This is a genomic window from Agrobacterium sp. ST15.16.055 (genome assembly GCF_027956555.1).
GTDB lineage: Bacteria > Pseudomonadota > Alphaproteobacteria > Rhizobiales > Rhizobiaceae > Agrobacterium > Agrobacterium salinitolerans.
Genome location: NZ_JAQKGN010000001.1, coordinates 176,674 through 197,243, shown reverse-complemented (window position 1 = coordinate 197,243; position 20,570 = coordinate 176,674). Strand labels below are relative to the sequence as shown.

Sequence of the window (20,570 nt, the reverse complement as noted above, 5' to 3'; positions counted from 1 at the left end):
AATGATGCGTGCTGAAACCCAAACCATAAACATCTCAGAGGCTTCCAGCGCCGTTCCCATTCTGGAAATGCGCGGCATCAGCCAGATATTCCCCGGCGTGAAAGCGCTTGATGGCGTCGATATCGCGCTATACCCCGGCAAGGTCACCGCGCTGATCGGCGAGAACGGTGCGGGTAAATCCACGCTCGTCAAAATCCTTACTGGCATCTATCGCCCGAACGAAGGCGAAATCCTTCTCGATGGCCAGCCCGTCCATTTTCACAGCGCACAGGACGCCATCGATGCCGGCGTCACCGCCATTCATCAGGAAACCGTGCTGTTCGATGAACTTTCCGTCGGCGAGAACATCTTCCTCGGCCATGCGCCGAAGGGTCGTTTCGGCCTAATCGACTGGAAGACCATCAATGCGCGCGCCAAGGTTCTGCTGGAGCAGCTGGAAAGCACTATCGATCCCTCCATTCGGCTGAAAGACCTGTCGATTGCGCAGCGCCATCTGGTGGCCATCGCCCGGGCGCTATCGGTCGAGGCACGCATCGTGATCATGGACGAACCGACCGCCGCTCTTTCCCGCAAGGAGATCGACGATCTCTTCCGCATCGTCGAGAACCTCAAGCGGCAGGGCAAGGCGATCCTCTTCATCAGCCACAAGTTCGATGAAGTCTATGAGATCGCCGAGAATTATGCCGTGTTCCGCGACGGAAAAATGGTCGGCGCTGGCACGCTTGCCACCACCCCGCAAGATGAAATCGTGCGGTTGATGGTTGGCCGCGACGTGACGAATGCCTTTCCCAAACAGACCGTCACGCTGGGGTCAACTGTTTTGTCAGTTCGCGACTATTCGCACCAGACGGAATTCCGCGATATTTCGCTCAATCTGCGCAAGGGTGAAATTCTCGGTCTTTACGGGCTGATCGGCGCCGGGCGCTCTGAACTCTGCCAGTCGCTGTTCGGCATCACCCGCCCGGCTTCGGGAGAGGTAATGCTGAACGGCCAGCCGCTCACCATCCGCTCGCCGGAAGATGCGATACGCGCCGGCATCGTTTATGTGCCGGAAGAGCGCGGCCGCCACGGGCTGGCGCTCGATATGCCGATCTATCAGAACATGTCGCTGCCCTCTCTCACCCGCACCTCGCGCAAGGGGTTTCTGGCCGCCGCCAATGAATTCGCGCTGGCGCGCAAATATGCCGCGCGGCTTGATCTGCGCGCCGCCGCGCTTTCGGTGCCTGTTGGCACGCTTTCGGGCGGCAACCAACAGAAGGTGGTGATCGGCAAGTGGCTCGCCACCCAGCCGAAGGTCATCATACTCGATGAACCCACCAAGGGCATCGATATCGGCTCCAAGGCCGCCGTGCATGGCTTCATCAGCGAGCTTGCCGCCGAAGGCCTGTCCATCATCATGATTTCATCCGAACTTCCCGAAATCCTCGGCATGTCCGACCGGGCCATCGTCATGCGCGAAGGCCTGATGGCGGGCCAGTTCGACCGCGCCGATTTTTCTCCGGAAAAGCTGGTGCGCGCCGCCACCGGCAATGCCTGAGAGGGGCCAAGAACATGCAACGTCTACTCAAAAATCGCGAATGGCTGCTGGCGGGCATCATCATCGTCATGATTGCGGGCTTTGCCCTGCGCGCGCCCGGCTTCGGCCGGCCCGGCAATCTCGTCAATATTTTCAATGATACGTCGATCCTCATCATCCTGGCGCTTGGCCAGATGGCGGTCATTCTCACCAAATCCATAGACCTCTCCGTCGCCGCCAACCTCGCCTTTACCGGCATGGCGGTGGCGATGACCAATGCCGCCTTTCCGGGTATTCCCCTGCCGCTACTCATTGTCATGGCGGTCGGCATAGGCGCGTTTCTAGGTTCCATCAATGGCATACTCGTCTGGTGGCTTGGCATTCCGCCCATTGTCGTGACGCTCGGCACGCTCACCATCTATCGCGGCATGGCTTTCGTGCTGTCGGGCGGCGGCTGGGTGAATGCGCATCAGTTTTCGCCGACCTTCCTCAATGTGCCGCGCACGATGATCCTCGGCATGCCGGTTCTCTCCTGGGTGGCCATTCTCATCATCGCCGGAGCCTGGCTGGTGCTCACCCGCAGTTCCTTCGGCCGCTCCGCTTACGCCTCCGGCGGCAATCCGGGTGCTGCGGTCTATGCGGGCATCGATGTCGGCCGCACCCGGTTCTTCGCCTTCGTCCTGTCGGGGGCGCTCGCCGGTCTTGCCAGCTATCTCTGGGTGTCGCGCTACGCCGTTGCTTATGTGGATATCGCCGCCGGCTTCGAGCTGGACAGCGTGGCAGCCAACGTCATCGGCGGCATCTCGATTGCGGGCGGCATCGGCTCGGTGGCCGGAGCGGTGCTTGGCGCGCTGTTCCTCGGCGTCATCAAGAACGCGCTGCCCGTCATCGGCATTTCACCCTTCGCGCAGATGGCGATATCAGGCGTGGTCATCGTGCTCGCCGTCGTCTTCAATGCCCGCGCCGAAGCCAGAAAAGGCCGTATCATCCTGCGCGACCGGGCCGCAGCAGACCATGGCAAGGAAGCATCCGCATGAGCACGAATTCCCAACCGTCACAGGCACCGCGCGTCATTCCCGACAAACTCGGCACGCCGCTCAGCCGCATCATGGCCAGCTGGGAAGTGTTGCTGCTCGGTGTCGCGATCCTCATCTTCATCGCCAATTCGCTCGCCTCGCCCTATTTCCTCAACGCTTGGAATCTCTCCGACGCGACCTTCAACTTCACTGAAAAGGCGATCATCGCCTTTGCCATGGCGCTTCTGATCATCGCCGGTGAAATCGACCTGTCAGTCGCCGCCATCATCGCGCTTGCCTCCACCGCCATGGGTGCGGCGGTGCAGATGGGGGTCGGCACATCAGGCCTCGTCGCCATCGGCATCGGCACCGGGCTATTGTGCGGGGCTTTCAACGGCTTTCTGGTCGCGGGGCTCAAGCTGCCCTCCATCGTCGTCACCATCGGCACCATGAGCCTGTTTCGCGGCATTTCCTATATGGTGCTGGGTGATCAGGCCTATGGCAAATATCCGGCGGATTTCGCCTATTTCGGTCAGGGCTACGTGTTCTGGGTGATCTCCTTCGAATTCGTGCTGTTCATCGTCATGGCCGTCCTCTTCGCCATTCTGCTGCACGCCACCAATTTCGGCCGGCAGGTCTATGTCATCGGCACCAATCCCTTCGCCGCGCGCTTTTCCGGCATTCCCGTCGAGCGCGTGAAGTTCATCCTCTTCCTCCTGACCGGCCTGATGAGCGGCATCGCCGCCGTCTGCCTCACCTCGCGGCTCGGTTCCACCCGCCCGTCAATCGCTCAGGGGTGGGAGCTTGAGGTGGTGACCATGGTGGTGCTGGGTGGCGTGTCTATCCTCGGCGGTTCCGGCACCATTGCGGGCGTCGTCATCGCCGCCTTCGTCATGGGCCTCGTCACTTTCGGGCTGGGGCTTCTGAACGTGCCCGGCATCGTCATGTCGATCTTCGTCGGCCTGCTGCTCATCATCACCATCGCCATCCCCATCGTCGTCCGTCGCCTTCGTGCCATGAGAGGCTGAACCATGCCGGAACTCGAAAAACACGCCTTCAAGATGAAACTCTTCGCCGGTAAGGAAGCCGAATATAAAAAGCGCCATGACGAGATATGGCCGGAGCTGGTGGCGCTGCTGCACGAGGCGGGGGTCCGCGACTACTCCATCCATCTCGACCCGGAAACCAACATTCTGTTCGGCGTGCTGACGCGGCCGAAAAACCACGGCATGGCGGCCTTGCCCGACCACCCCGTGATGAAGAAATGGTGGGCGCATATGGCTGATATCATGGAGAACAATCCCGACAATTCGCCCGTTGCAATAGACCTGGTGACGGTGTTCCATCTGCCATGAGCGACAGCACCAAACCGAACCGGGTCGCGGTCATCGATATCGGCAAGACCAATGCCAAGGTGGTCGTCATCGACACCGGCAGCGGCGAGGAAATTGCCGGCGAGAAGCGGACGAATCCCGTTCTTCGCGAAGGCCCCTACCCGCATTACGATGTGGAGATGCTCTGGCACTTCATTCTTGCCGCGCTTCAACGGTTTGGCCGCGAGCCGGGTTTCGACGCGATTTCCATCACCACCCATGGCGCTTCAGCAGCACTTCTCGATGGAAACGGCGACCTCGCCATGCCCGTGCTCGATTACGAGCATGTCTACCCCGAACCCGTTCAGGAGGCCTATCGCGAGATCAGGCCCGATTTCGTAGAGACTGGCTCGCCGCAGCTTCCTGCGGGACTGAACCTCGGCGCACAAATCCATTTCCAGAAAACCACCTTTCCGGACGAGTTCGCCAGGGTGCGCGACATCGTTACTTACCCGCAATATTGGGCAGGACGACTGACGGGCATTCAGGCAACCGAAACCACCTCGCTTGGTTGCCACACGGACCTATGGAACCCACGCTTGAAGAGCTTTTCATCGCTGGTCGAGCGTCTCGGCATCGAGCATTTGATGGCGCCTGTCCGCTCCGCTTTCGATGTGCTGGGCACGATCCGCCCATTGCTGGCGCAGGAAACCGGGCTGTCACCTGATATGCCGGTCTATTGCGGCATCCACGATTCCAACGCGTCGCTCCTGCCGCATCTACTTCGCCGCGACGGCGATTTTTCCGTCGTCTCAACCGGCACCTGGGTGGTGAATTTCGCCATTGGCGGGAAGGCGGATGCGCTGGATCCCAGCCGCGATACGCTTTTGAATGTCGATGCCCTCGGGCGACCCGTTCCTTCCTCCCGCTTCATGGGTGGCAGGGAATATGAGATGCTGGCGCAGCAATTCGGAGCAGAGACAATCGACGAGATTGACGCCGCGCTCGGCGGGGTTATCGAAAAAGGAATGATGCTGCTGCCGAGCGTCGTCAGCGGCTCCGGCCCCTTTCCGGAAAACGCGGCACGCTGGATCGCCGATAGCGATGCAACGGGGGCTGAGCGACATGCGACTGCCTCGCTCTATCTCGCCCTGATGACGGAATTCTGCCTTTCGCTCGTCGAGCGAAGGGGGCCGATTGTCGTCGAAGGACCCTTCGCCGGAAACACGCTCTATTTGAAGGCACTCGCCGCTTTTGCCACAGCCGACGTCATTGCCATGGAAGGCTCGACGGGGACCAGTGCGGGTGCTGCGCTGCTCACCGGTATCAAGCCGGTTGCCGGTCGAGAGCGTCATTTCACGGCGGGGGATATCCCGGAGCTGACTTCCTATCGCACCGCCTGGCGGGGCCATCTCACCTTGCCCAAATAGAAATGCGGCCGAGTGATCGGCCGCATTCTGATGTCGGAAAAGTATCAGCCCTTAATGAAGGCCAGCAGGTCGGCATTCAGCACGTCGGCGTTGACGGTCAGCATGCCGTGCGAGAAGCCGGGATAAGTCTTCAGCGTACCGTTTTTCAGAAGCTTCACCGACTTGTGAGCCGAGTCGGCGATCGGCACGATCTGATCGTCTTCACCGTGCAGAACCAGCGTCGGAACGCTGATATTCTTCAGGTCTTCGGTCTGGTCGGTTTCCGAAAAGGCCTTGATCCCGTCATAATGGGCCTTCGCGCCGCCCATCATGCCCTGACGCCACCAGTTCTGGATAACACCTTCATGCACGGTCGCGCCATCGCGGTTGAAGCCATAGAACGGGCCGGCCGGTACGTCACGGAAGAACTGGGCGCGGTTTGCGGCAAGCGCAGAGCGGAAGCCGTCAAATACTTCCATCGGCAGGCCGTCCGGATTGGCCTCGGTCTTGAGCATCAGCGGCGGCACGGCGGAAACGAGAACCGCCTTGGCGACGCGGCCGGCGGGTTCGCCATGTTTTGCGACATAACGGGCCACTTCGCCGCCGCCGGTGGAATGGCCGATATGGACGGCGTTCTTCAGATCGAGCGCCTCCACGACGGCAAAGGCGTCGGCGGCATAGTGGTCCATGTCATGACCGTCAGCAACCTGGGCGGAACGGCCATGGCCACGGCGGTCATGGGCGACGACGCGAAAACCCTTGGAGAGGAAGAACAGCATCTGCGCATCCCAGTCATCTGAACTGAGCGGCCAGCCATGGTGGAACATGATCGGCTGGGCGTCCTTCGGGCCCCAGTCCTTGTAGAAGATTTCGGTTCCGTCTGTCGTCTTAACAAAGCCCATGATCGTTACTCCTTCGGTTGCGTTGGCATCTCCGGTGCATCCTTTTGTGCGCCGGTTTGATGGAGGGATGATGACGCAGGATAACGGTTGCTACAATTGCAACAATAATTGGGAATGAATTGCTGTTTATGAAATTATCGTGGCATACCGATTACGATACGCGCATCGACCCGCTCCGCGCCCTCATGCAAATGTGAGAACGGAGAGGACAGGCGGACGGTTCCGTGAATTCGGCGCGGTCTCAGTCCACCTCGGGATCGTATTCCCTCGGGCTTTCGTCCTTCGAGAACAGGACGCAGGGCCCACGTGAGCCCCGGGGATCATAGGCATATCCCTTCGCGGTCAGCGCCTGCATGATATCGCGAACTCCGGCAAGACCGTAAAGATGGTCGTGCAGTTCCACGAATATCCGCTCCACACCGGAGAGGTCGGCCCTGCCGAGCAGATCGCGTTCCGCACCCTCGATATCCATAACGAGCGCGGTGATGCCCCGGCTGGCGATAAATTCGTCGATATTGGCGGAGGAAATTTCGATGCGCTTTTCATAGGGACCCTGATTTTCGTCCATGGACGACATCCAGAGATCCCTGCGGACGTAAAAAGGATAGGAGCTCGGCTCATCGGCGGTGAGAAGCCCCTGCGAAAACACGACATTGCCGCGGCAATTGGCCTTGATCACCCGCTCTGCCAGCGCCGCGGTGGAGGGGTTGGCCTCGAAGGCCCAGACGGAAACATCCTCGATGCCGGCAATGATCGAGGTGATGATCCCAATACCGGAGCCGAGCTCCAGCACCCGATCGCCGGGCTTGATGGCTTTCAGGACGCTGCGGGCCTCTTTCGCCTCATAGCTGCCGTCGGTCAGCGCCTGCCAGATGACCGGCGACACCTCATCGGAAGAGAGAGGAAGGGCAATTCCATGCACGTCCAGTATTTCCATGTCTCAAGCCTTTTCGCAAAACTCGGCCGCTTTGCCGCAATGATCCCATATCGACCGGGAATGCTCTACAGCATCGTTGCGGCAACCGGTATCGGTTTTCGCAAGCAACACTATGACGTGGTAAAAAATCCAAGATAGGGTCGCCGCCAAAACAGGCGCGCCTCAGACGGAACTCCAGGCCACAAGCTCCTTGGCCGGCAACGGTCTGCTGATCAGATATCCCTGAACCTGATCGCAACCCAGACGCCTGACACATTCATATTGCTCTTCCGTCTCGATACCTTCCGCAATCGTCGTCATCCGCAGACTGCGGCCGACGCCGACCACGAATTCCACGATCGCCAGCGCGTCGCGGTCGCTGGTGATATCGCGCAGGAACGAGCGGTCGATCTTGATCTTGTCGAAAGGCACGCCGCGCAGATTGGCGAGCGATGAATAACCTGTCCCGAAATCATCCATGGCGATCTGGATGCCGACGGCTTTCAGCCGTGAAAGCGTGTTGATCGTCTGGTCGCTCTTGTTGAGCAGGATCGATTCAGTGATTTCAAGTTCGAGCCGGCTGGCTTCCAGCCCGCTTTTCTCAAGCGCGCCCATGACGTTCTGGATGAGGCTGGTGCTGTGGAACTGGACTGGCGACAGATTGACCGCCACTTTCATGTCCTCGTCCCAGCCCATCGCCTCGCGGCAGGCGGTTTCCATCACCCATTTTCCGAGCGAATGGATGAGGCCGGTTCTTTCCGCAACGGGAATGAACACGCTGGGCGGCACATCGCCCCGCACCGGATGTTTCCATCGCAGCAGCGCCTCGAAGCCGCAAAGCTTGCGTGTCTGCGTCGCCACCTGCGGCTGGTAATAGACTTCCATCTCGTCGTTCTGCAGCGCGGTCTGCAAGTCAGCCTCGAAGGACTTTTTCTCGGTCAGCTGCTTCTGCATGCGGACCTTGAAGACACTCGCCCGGCCGGGGCCGATGGCTTTCGCCTCATAAAGCGCCAAATCCGCGCGCTTGAACAATTCATCCGCGTCGACGGCGCCGTGCGATATGGCGATGCCGATGCAGGTGCCGATTTTGACCTCCTGCTCGCCAAGCTGGTAGGTGCGGCTGATCTGGTCGATAAGCCTGTTGGCGATGCGGCGGGCGGCATCCTCGTTCAGATCGTCGGAGACGACGGCGAATTCGTCACCGCCCAGACGGCAGACCATATCATAATCGCCTCCGATGCCGGACAGGCGCTGCGCCACGGCCTGAAGCAGGGCATCGCCGGCGTCATGGCCGAGCGTATCGTTGACGTCCTTGAACCCGTCCAGATCGAGCAGAAGGATGGCTGTCGTTCCAGTCCCGCCGAAGGATCGACGCAATCTCTCGATCAACTCCCGCCGGAAAAGCGCGCGGTTCGGCAGTCCCGTCAGCGCGTCGTGATAGGCGTCATGTTCGAGCCGGACATTCTTGGCCTGCAATTCCAGCGTGGCGGCACGCAGATCGTCCGTCAGACCACGCATGCTTTTCTGCGCCCGGTTCAGGAGATCGTTCTGGCGGAGCAGCAATATGACAAGCGCGATACCACACAGTATAAGGCCGCCGGCCAGCGCCGTATAAACGATATGCAGCTTGCGCACATCCTCATGGGCGGTGTCGATAAGGTTGACGTCAAAAGCGACGGAAGACGAGGCGAGCGTCGTCATCGGCGCGTCGAGCGCGCTCATCGCGGAAAGAATATCCGGAACCTCGGCCGGATTGAGATCGCTCATCCGCTGCTCAAGATGGACCAGAACCGCATCAAGATGGGTTACGAGATCCCGCCACTGCTGTTTCTCATTGATGAAGGCGCCCAGATTTCCCTGTTTCAGAAGCTCCAGACGGCTCAGCATAATATCCAGACGCAACTGCAGTTCGTCCCGATCAATCTTGCCGGGGTCAAGGGCGAATACGGCCAGCTTGTTCTGGAGACGCAGATATTCTGCAACCGTCTGGCTGACGGCCCAGGAATCATTGTAGCGGGCGAATTTCTGCAGAGCAGTCTGCCGCTCGGCAATGACGAAAGCGATATAGCCCGTTGCCAGGACGAAGCAACAGATGATCACCGCCACAAGTTTTCGCAAACGGCACCTTTATTCCACTATCAGTTTGGCAACTTGCCATGCTGATCGCGAGTAGTATGTCTGCTTCTGCAACTCCGGATCGCTGTCATAGGGATAGATGACGAACAACGGGCCTTTTTCGCGAACTGTCATGTAATTGCCATCCAGCTTGATCGCCAGGATAACGTTAAATTTCTTAAAATCTTCAATAGGTATCGTGCTGACATAGTCGTTGAGAGCGACTGCCGTGACGCTGGTGCCCTTTGCGCCGACGAGATCCATCAATTTTGCCAGCGAAACACCATCGAAACGGACCCGGCCATCATGCCAGGGTGTCATTGTTTCCACTGTGTCCATGCCAAGCGCTTCCAGCATGTCACGATCAAACACCGCAGCGCCTTCGGCATTCGTATTGGTGATGTTTCCGGATATGGTTAATATCGGTTTTCCTTGCGGTTTGGCAATTTCGCCGGCTTCGGCGCAGGAAAGCCACGCGAGCGACAAGAACGCACTGAGAAGTACCCGGGCGAAACTCATGCTTTTTCTCCATCGATAACGTTCAGGTCGAGGGTTTTCGCCAACCTTTGAAGTTCAAGTGAACCGGTGCCAGTAATATATATCAGGAATCAGTGTTATATCCTCACTGAGATTTTATCCGTATTTTCTCTAGGTTTTGAGTAAACCCTTTGGATAATTTTTTCACCTTATTGTAATTTTTCGGGCCACACGCCCCGATATGACGCAAGTGGCAAACTGCAGAGACCCTCCCGATAATTCACCCGGTTGGGCAAAGGCCGAATTGTGTCGAGAACCTTTCCCTCACCGCGCACCTCATCTGATTCGTCTGAGGCAGCGGGATACGCGGCGCCCCATCTGCGCGCCGGGGAAAGAGGGATGACAGATTCTCCACCGCGGAAAAATCGTGCCGATTGCCGGTGTGCACGGTTGAAACACGTCGCCCGGACCTTAATATAAAGGCTGTCGTTTCCGGCAATTCCACGAGCCCCGTCGGAAATATCCAGACACATATTCCGCGCAGCGAAAGCCGCGATGCCGGATATCGTCCGGCCAGGAAAATTTTGTTCACGTCTCCGGGCCGGACGGCATCCGCCGTATCGTCCGCATCATGAAGGTAGCCCCAATGCACACCTATCCCGACATCAAACTTCTCATTGATGGCGAATGGCGAGACGCCGTTTCCGGAAAGACGATCGCCGTGTCCGATCCGGCAACCGACGAGATCATCGGCGCGATTGCCCATGCCGAGAAGGAAGACCTCGATCTGGCGCTGGCCGCTGCCGAGCGCGGTTTCAAGCTGTGGCGCGACACCTCCCCCTACGAGCGTTCGAAGATCATGCGCAAGGCGGCAGACATTCTGCGCGAGCGCAAGGACAAAATCGCCTACATCATGACCCGCGAGCAGGGTAAGCCGCTGGCGCAATCCGCCACCGAAATCATGGGCGCCGCCGATACCATCGACTGGTTCGCGGAAGAAGCCCGCCGCACCTATGGCCAGGTCATTCCCGCGCGTGCGACCGGCGTTTCGCAGCTTGCCATCAAGTTGCCGGTCGGCCCTGTGGCGGCATTCACGCCTTGGAACTTCCCGATCAACCAGATCGTCCGCAAGCTGTCCGCAGCACTTGCCACCGGCTGCTCCATCATCGTCAAGGCACCGGAGGAAACACCGGCATCGCCGGCCGAACTCATCCGCGCTTTCGTGGATGCGGGTGTCCCGGCTGGCGTCATCGGCCTCGTTTACGGCGTTCCCTCTGAAATTTCGGAATATCTGATCCCGCATCCGGTCATCCGCAAGATTTCCTTCACGGGCTCCACCCCCGTCGGCAAACATCTGGCGGCGCTGGCAGGCAAGCACATGAAGCGCGCCACGATGGAGCTTGGCGGCCATGCGCCCGTCATGATCTTTGACGATGCCGATATCGACAAGGCGATAGAGGTCACCTCACTTGCGAAATTCCGCAATGCCGGCCAGGTCTGCGTCGCCCCCACCCGCTTCCTCGTTCAGGATGGCGTGGCGGACCGATTCCTTGAGGGTTTCGTGGAAGCGACAAAGGCCATCAAGGTCGGCAATGGTCTCGAAGATGGCGTCATCATGGGCCCGCTTGCCAATGAGCGCCGCATTCCGGCACTGGAAGGCCTCATCAACGACGCCGTTTCCCATGGCGGCGAATTGAAGACCGGCGGTCGCCGCATCGGCAACAAGGGCAATTTCTTCGAGCCTACGGTTCTCGCCAATGTGCCGACCACCGCCAAAATCATGAATGACGAACCCTTCGGCCCGGTTGCGATCATCAATCGCTTCTCGAGCTTCGATGACGCCATCACTGAGGCGAACCGCCTGCCCTTCGGTCTTGCATCCTATGCCTTTACCGGCTCGGTCAAGACCGCACATGCGCTCGGCCAGCAGGTCGAGGCCGGCATGCTGACCATCAACCATAACGGCCTTGCGCTTCCGGAAGTCCCCTTCGGCGGCATCAAGGATTCCGGTTACGGCACGGAAGGCGGCTCGGAGGCGGTTCAGGCCTATCTGGAGACCAAATTCGTCAGCCAGATGAGCTGAGTGTTCCAAAATTTCTTCTCCCCGCCGGGGAGAAGGTGGCCCGAAGGGTCGGATGAGGGGGCAAGATCGCGACTTATCGCTACCCTTGCCCTCTCATCCCGCTGCCGCGACCTTATCCCCGGACGGGGAGAAGAAGCGAGCTGCAACCACGCAGTCTGCCTGAAAATCGCTCAGCCTTATCTTGCCTCACACTTCACCATCCCCTAAAAGAACAAAAAGTGAACTTTGGGGGCACTATGAACGACACGGCGGCACCGGCACTGAAGGAAATCTTCAACCACGAAAAATTGCGGCATATCGCCGATCAGACCAAGGCGGTTCATCCGGCCTTCGACGTTTCCGCCTTCATGGCGCTCGCCACCGAAAACCTTGAAGCGCTTGGCATCATGCAACGCATGCGGCAAGTGGCGACGAGCCTGCACGCCACGCTTCCCGGCGACTATGCCCGCAACATCGAAATCCTGACCGCCGCAGCCCCCGGCATCGGCAATGGCTTCGCATCCATTTCGTTACCGGAATATGTGGCGCTCTACGGTCTCGATGATTTTGATCTTTCCATGGAAGCGCTGCATTATTTCACCCGCTTCGGCTCCTCGGAATTCGCTATCCGTCATTTTCTGCAGAAGGACTTAGGCGCCACCCTTGCCGTGATGGAAACGTGGTCACGGCACGAGAACGAACATGTGCGGCGGCTGGCGAGCGAGGGCTGCCGGCCGCGCCTGCCATGGTCGTTCCAGCTCAAGCCTCTCATCGACGATCCTTCGCCGGTCACCGCGATCCTTGAGGCCATGAAAGCCGACGAGGCGCTTTATGTGCGCAAATCCGTCGCCAATCATCTGAACGACATCACCAAGGACAATCCCGCTTTCGTGCTGGCGCTCATCGATGCATGGCCGAAGGACAATCCGCATACGCGCTGGATTACACGGCAGGCCCTACGCACCTTGATCAAGAAGGGCGACGCCGCCGCCCTTGCCCATCTCGGCGCGCATGAGGAAGCGGAAATTTCCCTTGCGGCATTTCAGGTTACGCCGGACAAGGTTGCGCTCGGCAATCCGGTGCGGATTTCAGCCTCTTTCACCTCAGCGGCGAAACGCCCGCAGAAACTGGTGATCGACTACGCCGTGCATTACGTGAAGAAGAGCGGCGACGCCTCGGCGAAAGTCTTCAAGTGGAAAGAAATCGAGCTTCAGCCTGACGAGACGTGCGCGTTGTCGATCAGCCGCGCCATACGCGATTTCACGACCCGCAAACACTATCCGGGCATCCACAGGGTCGACCTGATGATCAACGGCAAGCTTGTGGCGGAAAGCGCCTTCGAGCTTCTGGGTTGATCGCGGCTCACGCCGCCGGGAAAATCTTCGCCCGGCGGATGATGACGGAACCGCGGTCTCCGGCGGCGACATCGTTTTCCGGCGGCACGTCGAACTCGAGAAGGTCGCCGCCATCGGTGCTGGCGATCACCCGACGCTCGCCCGCGCGGTCGAGAACCCGCGCCACAGAGGCCGGAATGCCATCATGCAAATCTTCCCATTCGAGATCGCCGGGGCGAGCATAGATGTCCACCGCGCCGTCGCCTTGGGCATAGGAGAAAGGCAGCTCGTTATCGCCGACATAGACCTTGCCGCCGCGCGCCACGCCGGAGACCCGGTTGGCATCGCCCAGAAAGCGCATGACGAAGGCGCTGTTCGGCTGGCGGCAGACCTCTTTCGGCGTACCCTGCTGCACGATCTCGCCCTGATTGAGAATGACGACACGGTCGGCGAGATCGAGCGCCTCTTCCTGGTCATGCGTCACGAAAATCGTGGTGATGCCCAGCGCATCGTGAATTTCGCGCAGCCAGCGGCGAAGATCCCGTCGCACATTGGCGTCCAGCGCCCCGAAAGGCTCATCGAGCAGAAGCACCTTCGGATCGACCGAAAGCGCACGCGCCAGCGCCACACGCTGCCGCTGCCCGCCGGAAATCTGCGCCGGGAAACGGTCCCCCAGGCCATCGAGCTTCACCAGCCGCAAAAGTTCCTCGACGCGGGCGTCGATCGCCGCCTTGTCCCGCTTCACCTTCGAGACCTTCATGCCGAAAGCGATGTTTTGATGCAGGGTCATATGCGGGAAGAGCGCGTAATGCTGGAACACGAAACCGACGCCCCGATCACGCACCGGAATATTGGTGGCGTCCTCGTCGCCGAAAAAGATTCGGCCGCCATCGCCATATTCGAGACCGGCGACCATGCGCAAAATCGTGGTCTTGCCGGAGCCTGAGGGACCGAGCAGCGCCAGAAGTTCACCGCTTTCGATATCCAGCGAAACATCGCGCACGGCGCGGAAAGTATCGAAGGTCTTCACCACATTTTCGAGGCGGATTTTCATGGGAATCAGGTCTCCGTGGCGATGGCGGCATCGCCGTTGGTCTTCTTGGCCCTGCGCCCGGCGCCGCGCCGTTCCAGCGCCACCTTGGCGATGATCGTGACTACTGCAAGCAAGGCGAGGATGGAGGCCGAGGCAAAAGCGCCGGCGGCTTGATAATCGTGATAGAGCAGCTCGATATGCAGCGGCAGCGTATTGGTCTGGCCGCGAATATTGCCCGATACGACCGATACCGCGCCGAACTCGCCCATCACGCGGGCGTTGCACAGCACGACGCCATAAAGCAGCGCCCATTTGATATTCGGCAAGGTAACCGAAAAGAAAGTACGCCAGCCGGATGCGCCAAGCGAGGTTGCCGCCTCTTCCAGATCGCGGCCCTGGGCCTGCATCAGCGGGATGAGTTCCCGCGCCACGAAAGGGGCCGTGACGAACATCGAGGCGATGACGATGCCGGGCAGCGCAAACAGTATCTTGATGTCATGCGCATCGAGAAACGGACCGAAAAGCCCCTGCAGGCCGTAAACGAAAAGATAGGCGACACCGGCGACAATCGGCGAGATGGAGAAGGGTATTTCGATCAACACCAGCAGGAAGCGTCGACCGGGGAAATCGAACTTGGTGATCGACCATGCGGCCGCAACCCCGAAGGCCGTGTTGACGGGCACTGCGATCAGCGCCGTCAGCACCGTCAGCATGATGGCGTGGCGGGTATCGGGATGGGTGATGGTCGCCGTATAGGCCTTCCAGCCCTGCGAAAAGGCTTCGATGCCGATGACGATAAGCGGCGCCACGACCAGCAGCGCGCCCATGACCAGCACGAAACCGATCAGGCTGCGGCGAACGAGAGGCGCGTCACCGACACGCGGCGGCTTGCGATGTGAAGAAACGGCGCTCATCTCTCAGCCCCTCACCGTATAACGAAGCGCGCGCGCCTGCAGATAATTGGTCACCGCCAGCATCACAAAGGCGGTGATGAGCAGCACGGAAGCGATGGCGGCGGCAGCCTGATAATCATATTCCTCCAGCCGGATGAAGATCAGCAGCGCCGTGATTTCCGTCGAGAACGGCTGATTGCCGGCGATGAAGATGATCGCCCCGAATTCGCCGAGGCTGCGGGCGAAGGACAGCGACAGACCGGCCAGCAATGCCGGCGTCAACAGCGGCAGGATGATCTTGCGGAAGATTTCAAAATCGGAACCACCGAGCGACTGCGCCGCCTCCTCAAGCGCCGGATCGAGGTCTTCGAGCACCGGCTGCACGGTGCGCACGATGAAGGGAAGGCTGGTAAAGGCCATCGCCACCATGATGCCCAGCGGCGTGTAGGCCACCTTGACGCCGAATTGCGCAAGTACCGAGCCGAACCAGCCATTGCCTGCGAACAGTGTCGTCAGCGCAATGCCGGCAACGGCGGTGGGAAGTGCAAACGGCAGATCGACGATTGCGTCGACAATGCGCCAGCCGGGGAAACGGTAACGCGTCAACACCCAGGCGAGCGCCAGCCCGAAAACGACGTTGAAGAGCGTGGCGGCCAAGGCACTAAGCACGGTAACACGATAACTTGCGACCGCGCGCGGTGAAGAGATGATCGACCAATATTCGGCAGGGCCGAGGCTTGCCGCCTTGAACACCAGCGCCGAGAGCGGCAGGAGCACGATGATGGCGACATAAGTCAGGGTGATGCCAAGGGATAATTTCAGCCCCGGCAGAACATTCCGCTTCAAACCCCGCCCCCAATTCATCAAAAAGCGACCCGGCAGTTTCCTGCCGGGTCTTTTACCTGTTGTGTATGTCTGTGATTAACGGCTGCCATAAAGCGTATCAAGCGTCGCACCGGATGCAAAATGCTCTTTCTGGATTTTGTCCCAACCGCCGAAGACGTCATCGACGTTGACAAGGCGAACGGCCGGGAACTTGTCCTTGAATTCGCCGACAACCTTTTCATTGTGGACGCGGTGGCCAAATTCGGCGGCGATGCGCTGACCTTCCTCGGTATAGAGGAAATCGAGATAGGTTTTCGCCAGATCACGCGAGCCGCGCTTGTCGACCACCTTGTCCACCACGGCCACCGGGAATTCGGCCAGCAGGCTCACGGAGGGCACGACGCCTTCCACCTTGTCTGCACCATATTGCTTGGCGATGCCGCGGGTTTCTGCCTCGAAGGTGATCAGCACGTCACCGATTTCACGCTCAACGAAGGTGGTGGTGGCGGCGCGGCCTCCGGTGTCGAACACCGGCGTATTGTCGAAGATTTTCTTGACGAATGCCTGAACCTTCGCGTCGTCGCCATTAAACTTCTCCTTGGCGTAAGCTGTGGCGGCGAGATAGGTGTAACGGGCGTTGCCCGAAGTCTTGGGGTTGGGGAAAACGATCTTTACGTCGTCGCGGGCAAGGTCGTCCCAGTCCTTTATGCCCTTGGGATTGCCGGCGCGCACGAGGAAGGACGGGAAGGAATAGAACGGCGACGCATCGTTCGGGAAATCCTTCTTCCAGTCGGCGGAAACAAAGCCCTGCTTCACCAGAAAATCGACATCGGTCACCTGGTTGAAAGTGACAACGTCTGCCTCCAGCCCCTCGACGATGGCGCGGGCCTGCTTGGAGGTGCCGGCATGCGACTGGTCGACAGTTACGCCCGGATGCTGCTTGATGAACGCCTCATTCTCAGCCGCAAAAATTTCGCGAGCAATATCATAGGACGCGTTGAGGATGGTCGTCGGCGATTGCGCCTGCGCCGCACCTGCCAAGAGAGCAGCAATAGCGCTACCGATGATGAGAAGACGTTTCATGAATACCCCCGGCAATTCGAATGACGCTCAACATAGCGGGCGAAGGCAACAGGGGCGAGAAACAGTCATGCTTTCCGGGTGCACTCACTGGAAATTTAGCCCAAAAAGCATCGACTTCAGAGGCGATCATTTCATATACGTTAAGAAGCCGGATTTCTTTTGCGTCGGTTTAAAGACGATGATCGGGAAACAGATTGCCGGAATGCGCGACAAAATAAGGCGCAATGTCCTCCTCCCGCACCTCATCCAGCCGCGCCGGCTGCCAGAGGGGATTACGGTCCTTGTCGACCAGCGCCGCGCGCACGCCCTCGTAAAAATCATGCTGGCGCAATATTTCCGTGCCGGCGGCGAATTCCCGCTCCAGGCATTCGATGAGGCTCGCGCTTTCGCGGCCGAGACGCAGCAGCTTCAGGGTCAGTTTCAGACTGGTGGGGGAGCGTTTTTGCAGGACCTCGAGGGTCTCGCGCGAAAACGCATCCGCACGCGCCGAAAGGGCGGCGAAAATCTCCTCGACCGTGTCGAAATGGAATGTCGCGTCGATGATATCCCGATTGATGGATAAAACGCCTTCATCGGCCTCGACTGCGTGCGCCATGATCGCCGCCTCGATGCTGTCCACATCTGCGGCCTTGGACAGGTCTTGGACCAGACCGTCGAGACGGTCCGAAGGAACACTATAATCGGCAAAACCGGCATAGATGGCATCGGCGGCAGTGACGGCGTTGCCCGTCATTCCCAGCCAGGTGCCGCATTCGCCCGGTGCGCGTGGCAGTAGCCAGGAGCCGCCGACGTCAGGAAAGTAACCGATTCCGGTTTCCGGCATGGCGAGTTTTGTGCGTTCGGTGACGATGCGGTGGCTGCCATGGGCTGAAATGCCGACGCCGCCGCCCATGACGATACCGTCCATAAGGGCGATATAGGGCTTGGCGAAGCGGGCGATGCGATAATTAAGCGGAAATTCTTCCCGCCAGAAATCAAGCACCTGCGGGTCGCCCGCCTTGCCGAGATCGTGAATGATGCGGACATCGCCCCCGGCGCAAAGCCCCCTGTCGCCCTCTCCCGTCAGCACCACGCAGGAAACATCAGAATCCTCCTCGAAACGCTGAAGCGCCTGAAACAGGTCGCGCACCATCGGCAATGTCAGGCTGTTGATGGCCTTCGGGCGGTTGAGGCGAATGATGCCGGCCCCTCCCCGTTTTTCGATGATGACCTGTGCATCCGCTTCCGCTCTCCGTTCCAAGGTCGCCTCCTCCGCTGCCCATTCATCCCGCCATCTTGGCGGCCTTGGCGCGATCGCGCAATGTTGATCTTGTCCTGCGGGAACGTCTTTCGCTCAAACCGCGTCAATAGATAGAAAATGCCGGAAATCCGTTTTCGCAATGCAGCATGTTTGCTTGACGCCCGGAAAATCATGGCATGTAATGGGCTCTGGAAATGCCGGCATTGATTCCTGTCGAGCGTGTGCCGGACCACAGCGGAATGTCGCCTTCTCATAGGCGCTGTCAACAGCAACGGGAGACGAGCATGCAGGTTTCGGAACATGAATGGATCAGTAAACGGGCATATACACTCTGGGAAAAGGAAGGCCACCCGCATGGGCGCGATGCGCACCATTGGGAACAGGCCAAACATGAATTTTCGCTACTGAAGACATCGGAAGCGACGAAACCCGCCACGCGCAAGAAGGCCGCTCCCAAGGCCGCTGCGGCAGAATCCGGACCGGATGCGGAAGCCCCTGCAAAACCCAAGGCTCGCGCCCGCAAGGCTGCCGCTGCAAAATAACGCCGCTTCAGTAAATCCAATCAACTATTCAATGGAATAGGCCCGACGAAATCTCGCCGGGCCTATGATTTTGGATGTCGACTGAAGTTCGACGATGCAGCACTTAAGGCCCGTTGCTTTACAATGGCCGAAAACGCTTACTGACCTATCCCAAGATCCCGTTTCAGGCGGAGAATGCGATCACGATCTTCGTTGTTCTGGCTACTGCCAGCATCTCCACGCGGCGGCTCAGGTGCGCGATTACCTTCGTTCCATTCCCCATGACGACGCTCCCAGCGGCCGTCGTTCGGCCCGCCTTGTCGCGGATCACGCCGTTCATCGCGCCGATTGTCGCGCGATTCATCACGACGCCCGTCACGCCAGTCGTCGCGGCGGCTATCACGCCACTCGTCACGCGGAGGTGGACGATTCCAGTCGGCGCGGGGCGGCGTGGCGTTCCAGTAACCACCTGACGGCGGCGGACGGCGCCAGCGGTCGCGCTCGCGGTAGAAGTCGCGGTCACGATAATAGCGGTCCCAATAACGGCCGACCTCGAAGGTGATCACCGGCACCCCGAGATCGCGGTAATAACGCGGCTCGACATAGACCCGGTTCTGCCTGTAGGTCGTGGCAATGTAACGCCCGGCCACCCAGCCGCGACCGCCCACAAACGAGACATCGCACCACGGCGTATCGGAAAGGCAGCCGTGGACGGTGAGCGGCGCCCCATTCGGGATCACCACAACAGCCGGATAGGCCGTGCTCGGGCCGGAGCGCATATTCACATTCGCGGTGGCGAAACCGCGCGTCGCAGCCTCGGCAAGTGCCGGCGCGGCGAGCATGGCCACCAGCGCAATTGCGCCTAACAGTTCTCTCTTCACTTCTTTCTCCTCAAGCAAAGGCCCGCTTTGCCCTTGTCGGCATCCACCGTGTTCGATGGACGAGTACGCGTTCCGCATACTGCCACGATCGGAAAATACGCGCTGCTGCATGAACGCAGCATGAAACTAATGAGACGCTCTATCAGTTCCACCTGCGGCAATGAGCGCCCGATAAATCGCCGCCGGAATGGACGACCGGTCTTGACTTCGGAGGGCAATCATCCGACTTCAATGCAACAGCAATATGGAGCAGAACCATGGGCGAAACCGCACAGACGACCGTCGACCAGAGCGAAGTGGATCGCTTCTCCGCGATGGCTGCGGAATGGTGGAGCCCAACCGGCAAGTTCCGCCCGCTCCACAAGTTCAATCCGGTTCGGCTCGAATATATCCGCAACCGCATCTGCGACAATTTCGGCCGCGACCCGAAGGCGCACCGCCCGCTGGAAGGGCTGCGCATATTGGATATTGGCTGCGGCGGCGGCCTTCTCTCTGAACCGGTTGCGCGCATGGGCGCGGATGTGGTGGGCGCCGATCCCTCGGAAAAGAATATCGGCATCGCTTCCACCCACGCCCGCGAAAGCGGGGTAAGCGTTGACTACCGCGCCGTGACCGCCGAACAGTTGCAGGAAGCCGGCGAAACCTTCGACGTCATCCTCAACATGGAGGTGGTCGAGCATGTGGCCAATGTCGATCTTTTCGTCACCACCTGCGCGAAAATGGTACGGCCCGGCGGCCTGATGTTCGCGGCCACCATCAACCGCACGCTCAAAGCCCGCGCATTGGCAATCTTCGCCGCCGAAAACGTTCTGCGCTGGCTGCCGCGCGGCACACACCAGTATGAAAAGCTGGTCCGCCCGGAAGAACTCGAGCGGCCGCTGGTGGCGAGCGGCATGGATATCATCCACCGCACCGGCGTCTTTTACAACGTGCTGCAGGATCGCTGGAATCTCTCACCGGATATGGACGTCAACTACATGATGCTGGCGAAAAGACCGGCGCAAGGCTAACGCCGGGCGCGATCTGAGTGATGT

General features: G+C 59.6%; 19 protein-coding genes. 9 read left to right on the top strand and 10 right to left on the bottom strand.

Annotation, left to right across the window (positions count from 1 at the left end):
* The first annotated feature begins 1 nt into the window (after position 1).
* The 5 genes from PL599_RS00995 to PL599_RS00975 are packed head-to-tail and all read left to right on the top strand — an operon-like array spanning position 2 to position 5,275.
* Positions 2-1,537 carry a sugar ABC transporter ATP-binding protein gene (locus tag PL599_RS00995; protein WP_269823500.1) on the top strand — a complete coding sequence of 512 codons (1,536 nt, stop codon included), beginning with the start codon at positions 2-4 and terminating at the stop codon, positions 1,535-1,537.
* A 14-nt stretch (positions 1,538-1,551) separates the two neighbouring features.
* Entirely contained in the window at positions 1,552-2,553 is a 1,002-nt protein-coding gene (locus PL599_RS00990) for an ABC transporter permease (RefSeq protein WP_269823499.1), read from the top strand.
* A complete protein-coding gene (locus PL599_RS00985) occupies positions 2,550-3,560 on the top strand; it encodes an ABC transporter permease (RefSeq protein WP_269823498.1) in 1,011 nt (336 codons plus the stop codon). The genes PL599_RS00990 and PL599_RS00985 overlap by 4 nt, the downstream gene beginning before the upstream one ends.
* A 3-nt stretch (positions 3,561-3,563) precedes the next feature.
* The gene (gene rhaM / locus PL599_RS00980) at positions 3,564-3,887 is read left to right on the top strand and encodes an L-rhamnose mutarotase (RefSeq protein WP_269823497.1); all 324 of its coding nucleotides are present in this window, start codon (positions 3,564-3,566) and stop codon (positions 3,885-3,887) included.
* A complete protein-coding gene (locus PL599_RS00975; RefSeq protein ID WP_269823496.1) occupies positions 3,884-5,275 on the top strand; it encodes an FGGY-family carbohydrate kinase in 1,392 nt (463 codons plus the stop codon). The genes rhaM and PL599_RS00975 overlap by 4 nt, the downstream gene beginning before the upstream one ends.
* Before the next feature lie 44 nt (positions 5,276-5,319).
* Here the strand turns inward: PL599_RS00975 and PL599_RS00970 are convergent, their stop codons facing one another.
* From PL599_RS00970 to PL599_RS00955, 4 genes are all read right to left on the bottom strand, one after another.
* Positions 5,320-6,156 carry an alpha/beta fold hydrolase gene (locus PL599_RS00970; RefSeq protein WP_269823495.1) on the bottom strand — a complete coding sequence of 279 codons (837 nt, stop codon included), beginning with the start codon at positions 6,154-6,156 and terminating at the stop codon, positions 5,320-5,322.
* 241 nt (positions 6,157-6,397) lie between these two features.
* Positions 6,398-7,093, bottom strand: a complete 696-nt coding sequence (locus PL599_RS00965) for an FkbM family methyltransferase (protein ID WP_077985134.1) — start codon at positions 7,091-7,093, stop codon at positions 6,398-6,400.
* 162 nt (positions 7,094-7,255) lie between these two features.
* Positions 7,256-9,178 carry a putative bifunctional diguanylate cyclase/phosphodiesterase gene (locus PL599_RS00960; protein WP_269823494.1) on the bottom strand — a complete coding sequence of 641 codons (1,923 nt, stop codon included), beginning with the start codon at positions 9,176-9,178 and terminating at the stop codon, positions 7,256-7,258.
* A gap of 21 nt (positions 9,179-9,199) precedes the next feature.
* Positions 9,200-9,706: a molybdopterin-dependent oxidoreductase gene (locus PL599_RS00955; RefSeq protein WP_137411509.1), complete on the bottom strand. Its 507-nt coding sequence runs from the start codon at positions 9,704-9,706 to the stop codon at positions 9,200-9,202.
* A gap of 604 nt (positions 9,707-10,310) precedes the next feature.
* Here PL599_RS00955 and PL599_RS00950 point away from each other — a divergent pair.
* Both PL599_RS00950 and PL599_RS00945 read left to right on the top strand, forming a co-directional pair.
* The gene (locus tag PL599_RS00950; protein ID WP_142912017.1) at positions 10,311-11,747 is read left to right on the top strand and encodes an NAD-dependent succinate-semialdehyde dehydrogenase; all 1,437 of its coding nucleotides are present in this window, start codon (positions 10,311-10,313) and stop codon (positions 11,745-11,747) included.
* Between the two features lie 236 nt (positions 11,748-11,983).
* Positions 11,984-13,081: a DNA alkylation repair protein gene (locus tag PL599_RS00945; RefSeq protein ID WP_269823493.1), complete on the top strand. Its 1,098-nt coding sequence runs from the start codon at positions 11,984-11,986 to the stop codon at positions 13,079-13,081.
* Positions 13,082-13,088: 7 nt separating this feature from the next.
* Here PL599_RS00945 and PL599_RS00940 read toward each other — a convergent pair whose 3' ends face one another.
* The 5 genes from PL599_RS00940 to PL599_RS00920 all read right to left on the bottom strand — a co-directional run bounded on the left by PL599_RS00940 (position 13,089) and on the right by PL599_RS00920 (position 18,134).
* A complete protein-coding gene (locus tag PL599_RS00940) occupies positions 13,089-14,114 on the bottom strand; it encodes a sulfate/molybdate ABC transporter ATP-binding protein (RefSeq protein ID WP_137411506.1) in 1,026 nt (341 codons plus the stop codon).
* Between the two features lie 5 nt (positions 14,115-14,119).
* Positions 14,120-15,007: a sulfate ABC transporter permease subunit CysW gene (cysW, locus tag PL599_RS00935; protein WP_269823492.1), complete on the bottom strand. Its 888-nt coding sequence runs from the start codon at positions 15,005-15,007 to the stop codon at positions 14,120-14,122.
* A 3-nt stretch (positions 15,008-15,010) separates the two neighbouring features.
* Entirely contained in the window at positions 15,011-15,850 is an 840-nt protein-coding gene (gene cysT / locus PL599_RS00930) for a sulfate ABC transporter permease subunit CysT (RefSeq protein WP_269823491.1), read from the bottom strand.
* A 57-nt stretch (positions 15,851-15,907) separates the two neighbouring features.
* Complete coding sequence (gene cysP / locus PL599_RS00925; RefSeq protein WP_269823490.1) at positions 15,908-16,894, bottom strand: thiosulfate ABC transporter substrate-binding protein CysP; 987 nt, start codon at positions 16,892-16,894, stop codon at positions 15,908-15,910.
* Between the two features lie 169 nt (positions 16,895-17,063).
* Positions 17,064-18,134 carry an enoyl-CoA hydratase/isomerase family protein gene (locus PL599_RS00920; protein ID WP_269823489.1) on the bottom strand — a complete coding sequence of 357 codons (1,071 nt, stop codon included), beginning with the start codon at positions 18,132-18,134 and terminating at the stop codon, positions 17,064-17,066.
* A gap of 284 nt (positions 18,135-18,418) precedes the next feature.
* On the opposite strand from PL599_RS00920, the gene PL599_RS00915 reads away from it, so the two are divergent.
* Positions 18,419-18,676, top strand: coding sequence for a DUF2934 domain-containing protein (locus PL599_RS00915; RefSeq protein ID WP_269823488.1), 258 nt, complete (start codon positions 18,419-18,421; stop codon positions 18,674-18,676).
* A 137-nt stretch (positions 18,677-18,813) separates the two neighbouring features.
* Here the strand turns inward: PL599_RS00915 and PL599_RS00910 are convergent, their stop codons facing one another.
* Complete coding sequence (locus PL599_RS00910) at positions 18,814-19,536, bottom strand: SH3 domain-containing protein (protein ID WP_269823487.1); 723 nt, start codon at positions 19,534-19,536, stop codon at positions 18,814-18,816.
* Positions 19,537-19,793: 257 nt separating this feature from the next.
* Here PL599_RS00910 and ubiG point away from each other — a divergent pair, with 257 nt between their 5' ends.
* Complete coding sequence (ubiG, locus tag PL599_RS00905) at positions 19,794-20,546, top strand: bifunctional 2-polyprenyl-6-hydroxyphenol methylase/3-demethylubiquinol 3-O-methyltransferase UbiG (protein WP_269823486.1); 753 nt, start codon at positions 19,794-19,796, stop codon at positions 20,544-20,546.
* Positions 20,547-20,570 lie beyond the last annotated feature (24 nt).

What these genes read in the sequence shown, in the direction of transcription:
- rhaM (WP_269823497.1), top strand. Translation starts at nt 3,564, where the DNA reads ATGCCGGAACTCGAAAAACACGCCTTCAAGATGAAACTCTTCGCCGGT.
- PL599_RS00915 (WP_269823488.1), top strand. Translation starts at nt 18,419, where the DNA reads ATGCAGGTTTCGGAACATGAATGGATCAGTAAACGGGCATATACACTC.
- PL599_RS00940 (WP_137411506.1), bottom strand. Translation starts at nt 14,114, where the DNA reads ATGAAAATCCGCCTCGAAAATGTGGTGAAGACCTTCGATACTTTCCGC.
- PL599_RS00945 (WP_269823493.1), top strand. Translation starts at nt 11,984, where the DNA reads ATGAACGACACGGCGGCACCGGCACTGAAGGAAATCTTCAACCACGAA.
- cysT (WP_269823491.1), bottom strand. Translation starts at nt 15,850, where the DNA reads ATGAATTGGGGGCGGGGTTTGAAGCGGAATGTTCTGCCGGGGCTGAAA.
- ubiG (WP_269823486.1), top strand. Translation starts at nt 19,794, where the DNA reads ATGGGCGAAACCGCACAGACGACCGTCGACCAGAGCGAAGTGGATCGC.
- PL599_RS00955 (WP_137411509.1), bottom strand. Translation starts at nt 9,706, where the DNA reads ATGAGTTTCGCCCGGGTACTTCTCAGTGCGTTCTTGTCGCTCGCGTGG.
- PL599_RS00965 (WP_077985134.1), bottom strand. Translation starts at nt 7,093, where the DNA reads ATGGAAATACTGGACGTGCATGGAATTGCCCTTCCTCTCTCTTCCGAT.
- PL599_RS00985 (WP_269823498.1), top strand. Translation starts at nt 2,550, where the DNA reads ATGAGCACGAATTCCCAACCGTCACAGGCACCGCGCGTCATTCCCGAC.
- PL599_RS00975 (WP_269823496.1), top strand. Translation starts at nt 3,884, where the DNA reads ATGAGCGACAGCACCAAACCGAACCGGGTCGCGGTCATCGATATCGGC.
- PL599_RS00970 (WP_269823495.1), bottom strand. Translation starts at nt 6,156, where the DNA reads ATGGGCTTTGTTAAGACGACAGACGGAACCGAAATCTTCTACAAGGAC.
- cysP (WP_269823490.1), bottom strand. Translation starts at nt 16,894, where the DNA reads ATGAAACGTCTTCTCATCATCGGTAGCGCTATTGCTGCTCTCTTGGCA.
- PL599_RS00995 (WP_269823500.1), top strand. Translation starts at nt 2, where the DNA reads ATGATGCGTGCTGAAACCCAAACCATAAACATCTCAGAGGCTTCCAGC.
- cysW (WP_269823492.1), bottom strand. Translation starts at nt 15,007, where the DNA reads ATGAGCGCCGTTTCTTCACATCGCAAGCCGCCGCGTGTCGGTGACGCG.
- PL599_RS00990 (WP_269823499.1), top strand. Translation starts at nt 1,552, where the DNA reads ATGCAACGTCTACTCAAAAATCGCGAATGGCTGCTGGCGGGCATCATC.
- PL599_RS00950 (WP_142912017.1), top strand. Translation starts at nt 10,311, where the DNA reads ATGCACACCTATCCCGACATCAAACTTCTCATTGATGGCGAATGGCGA.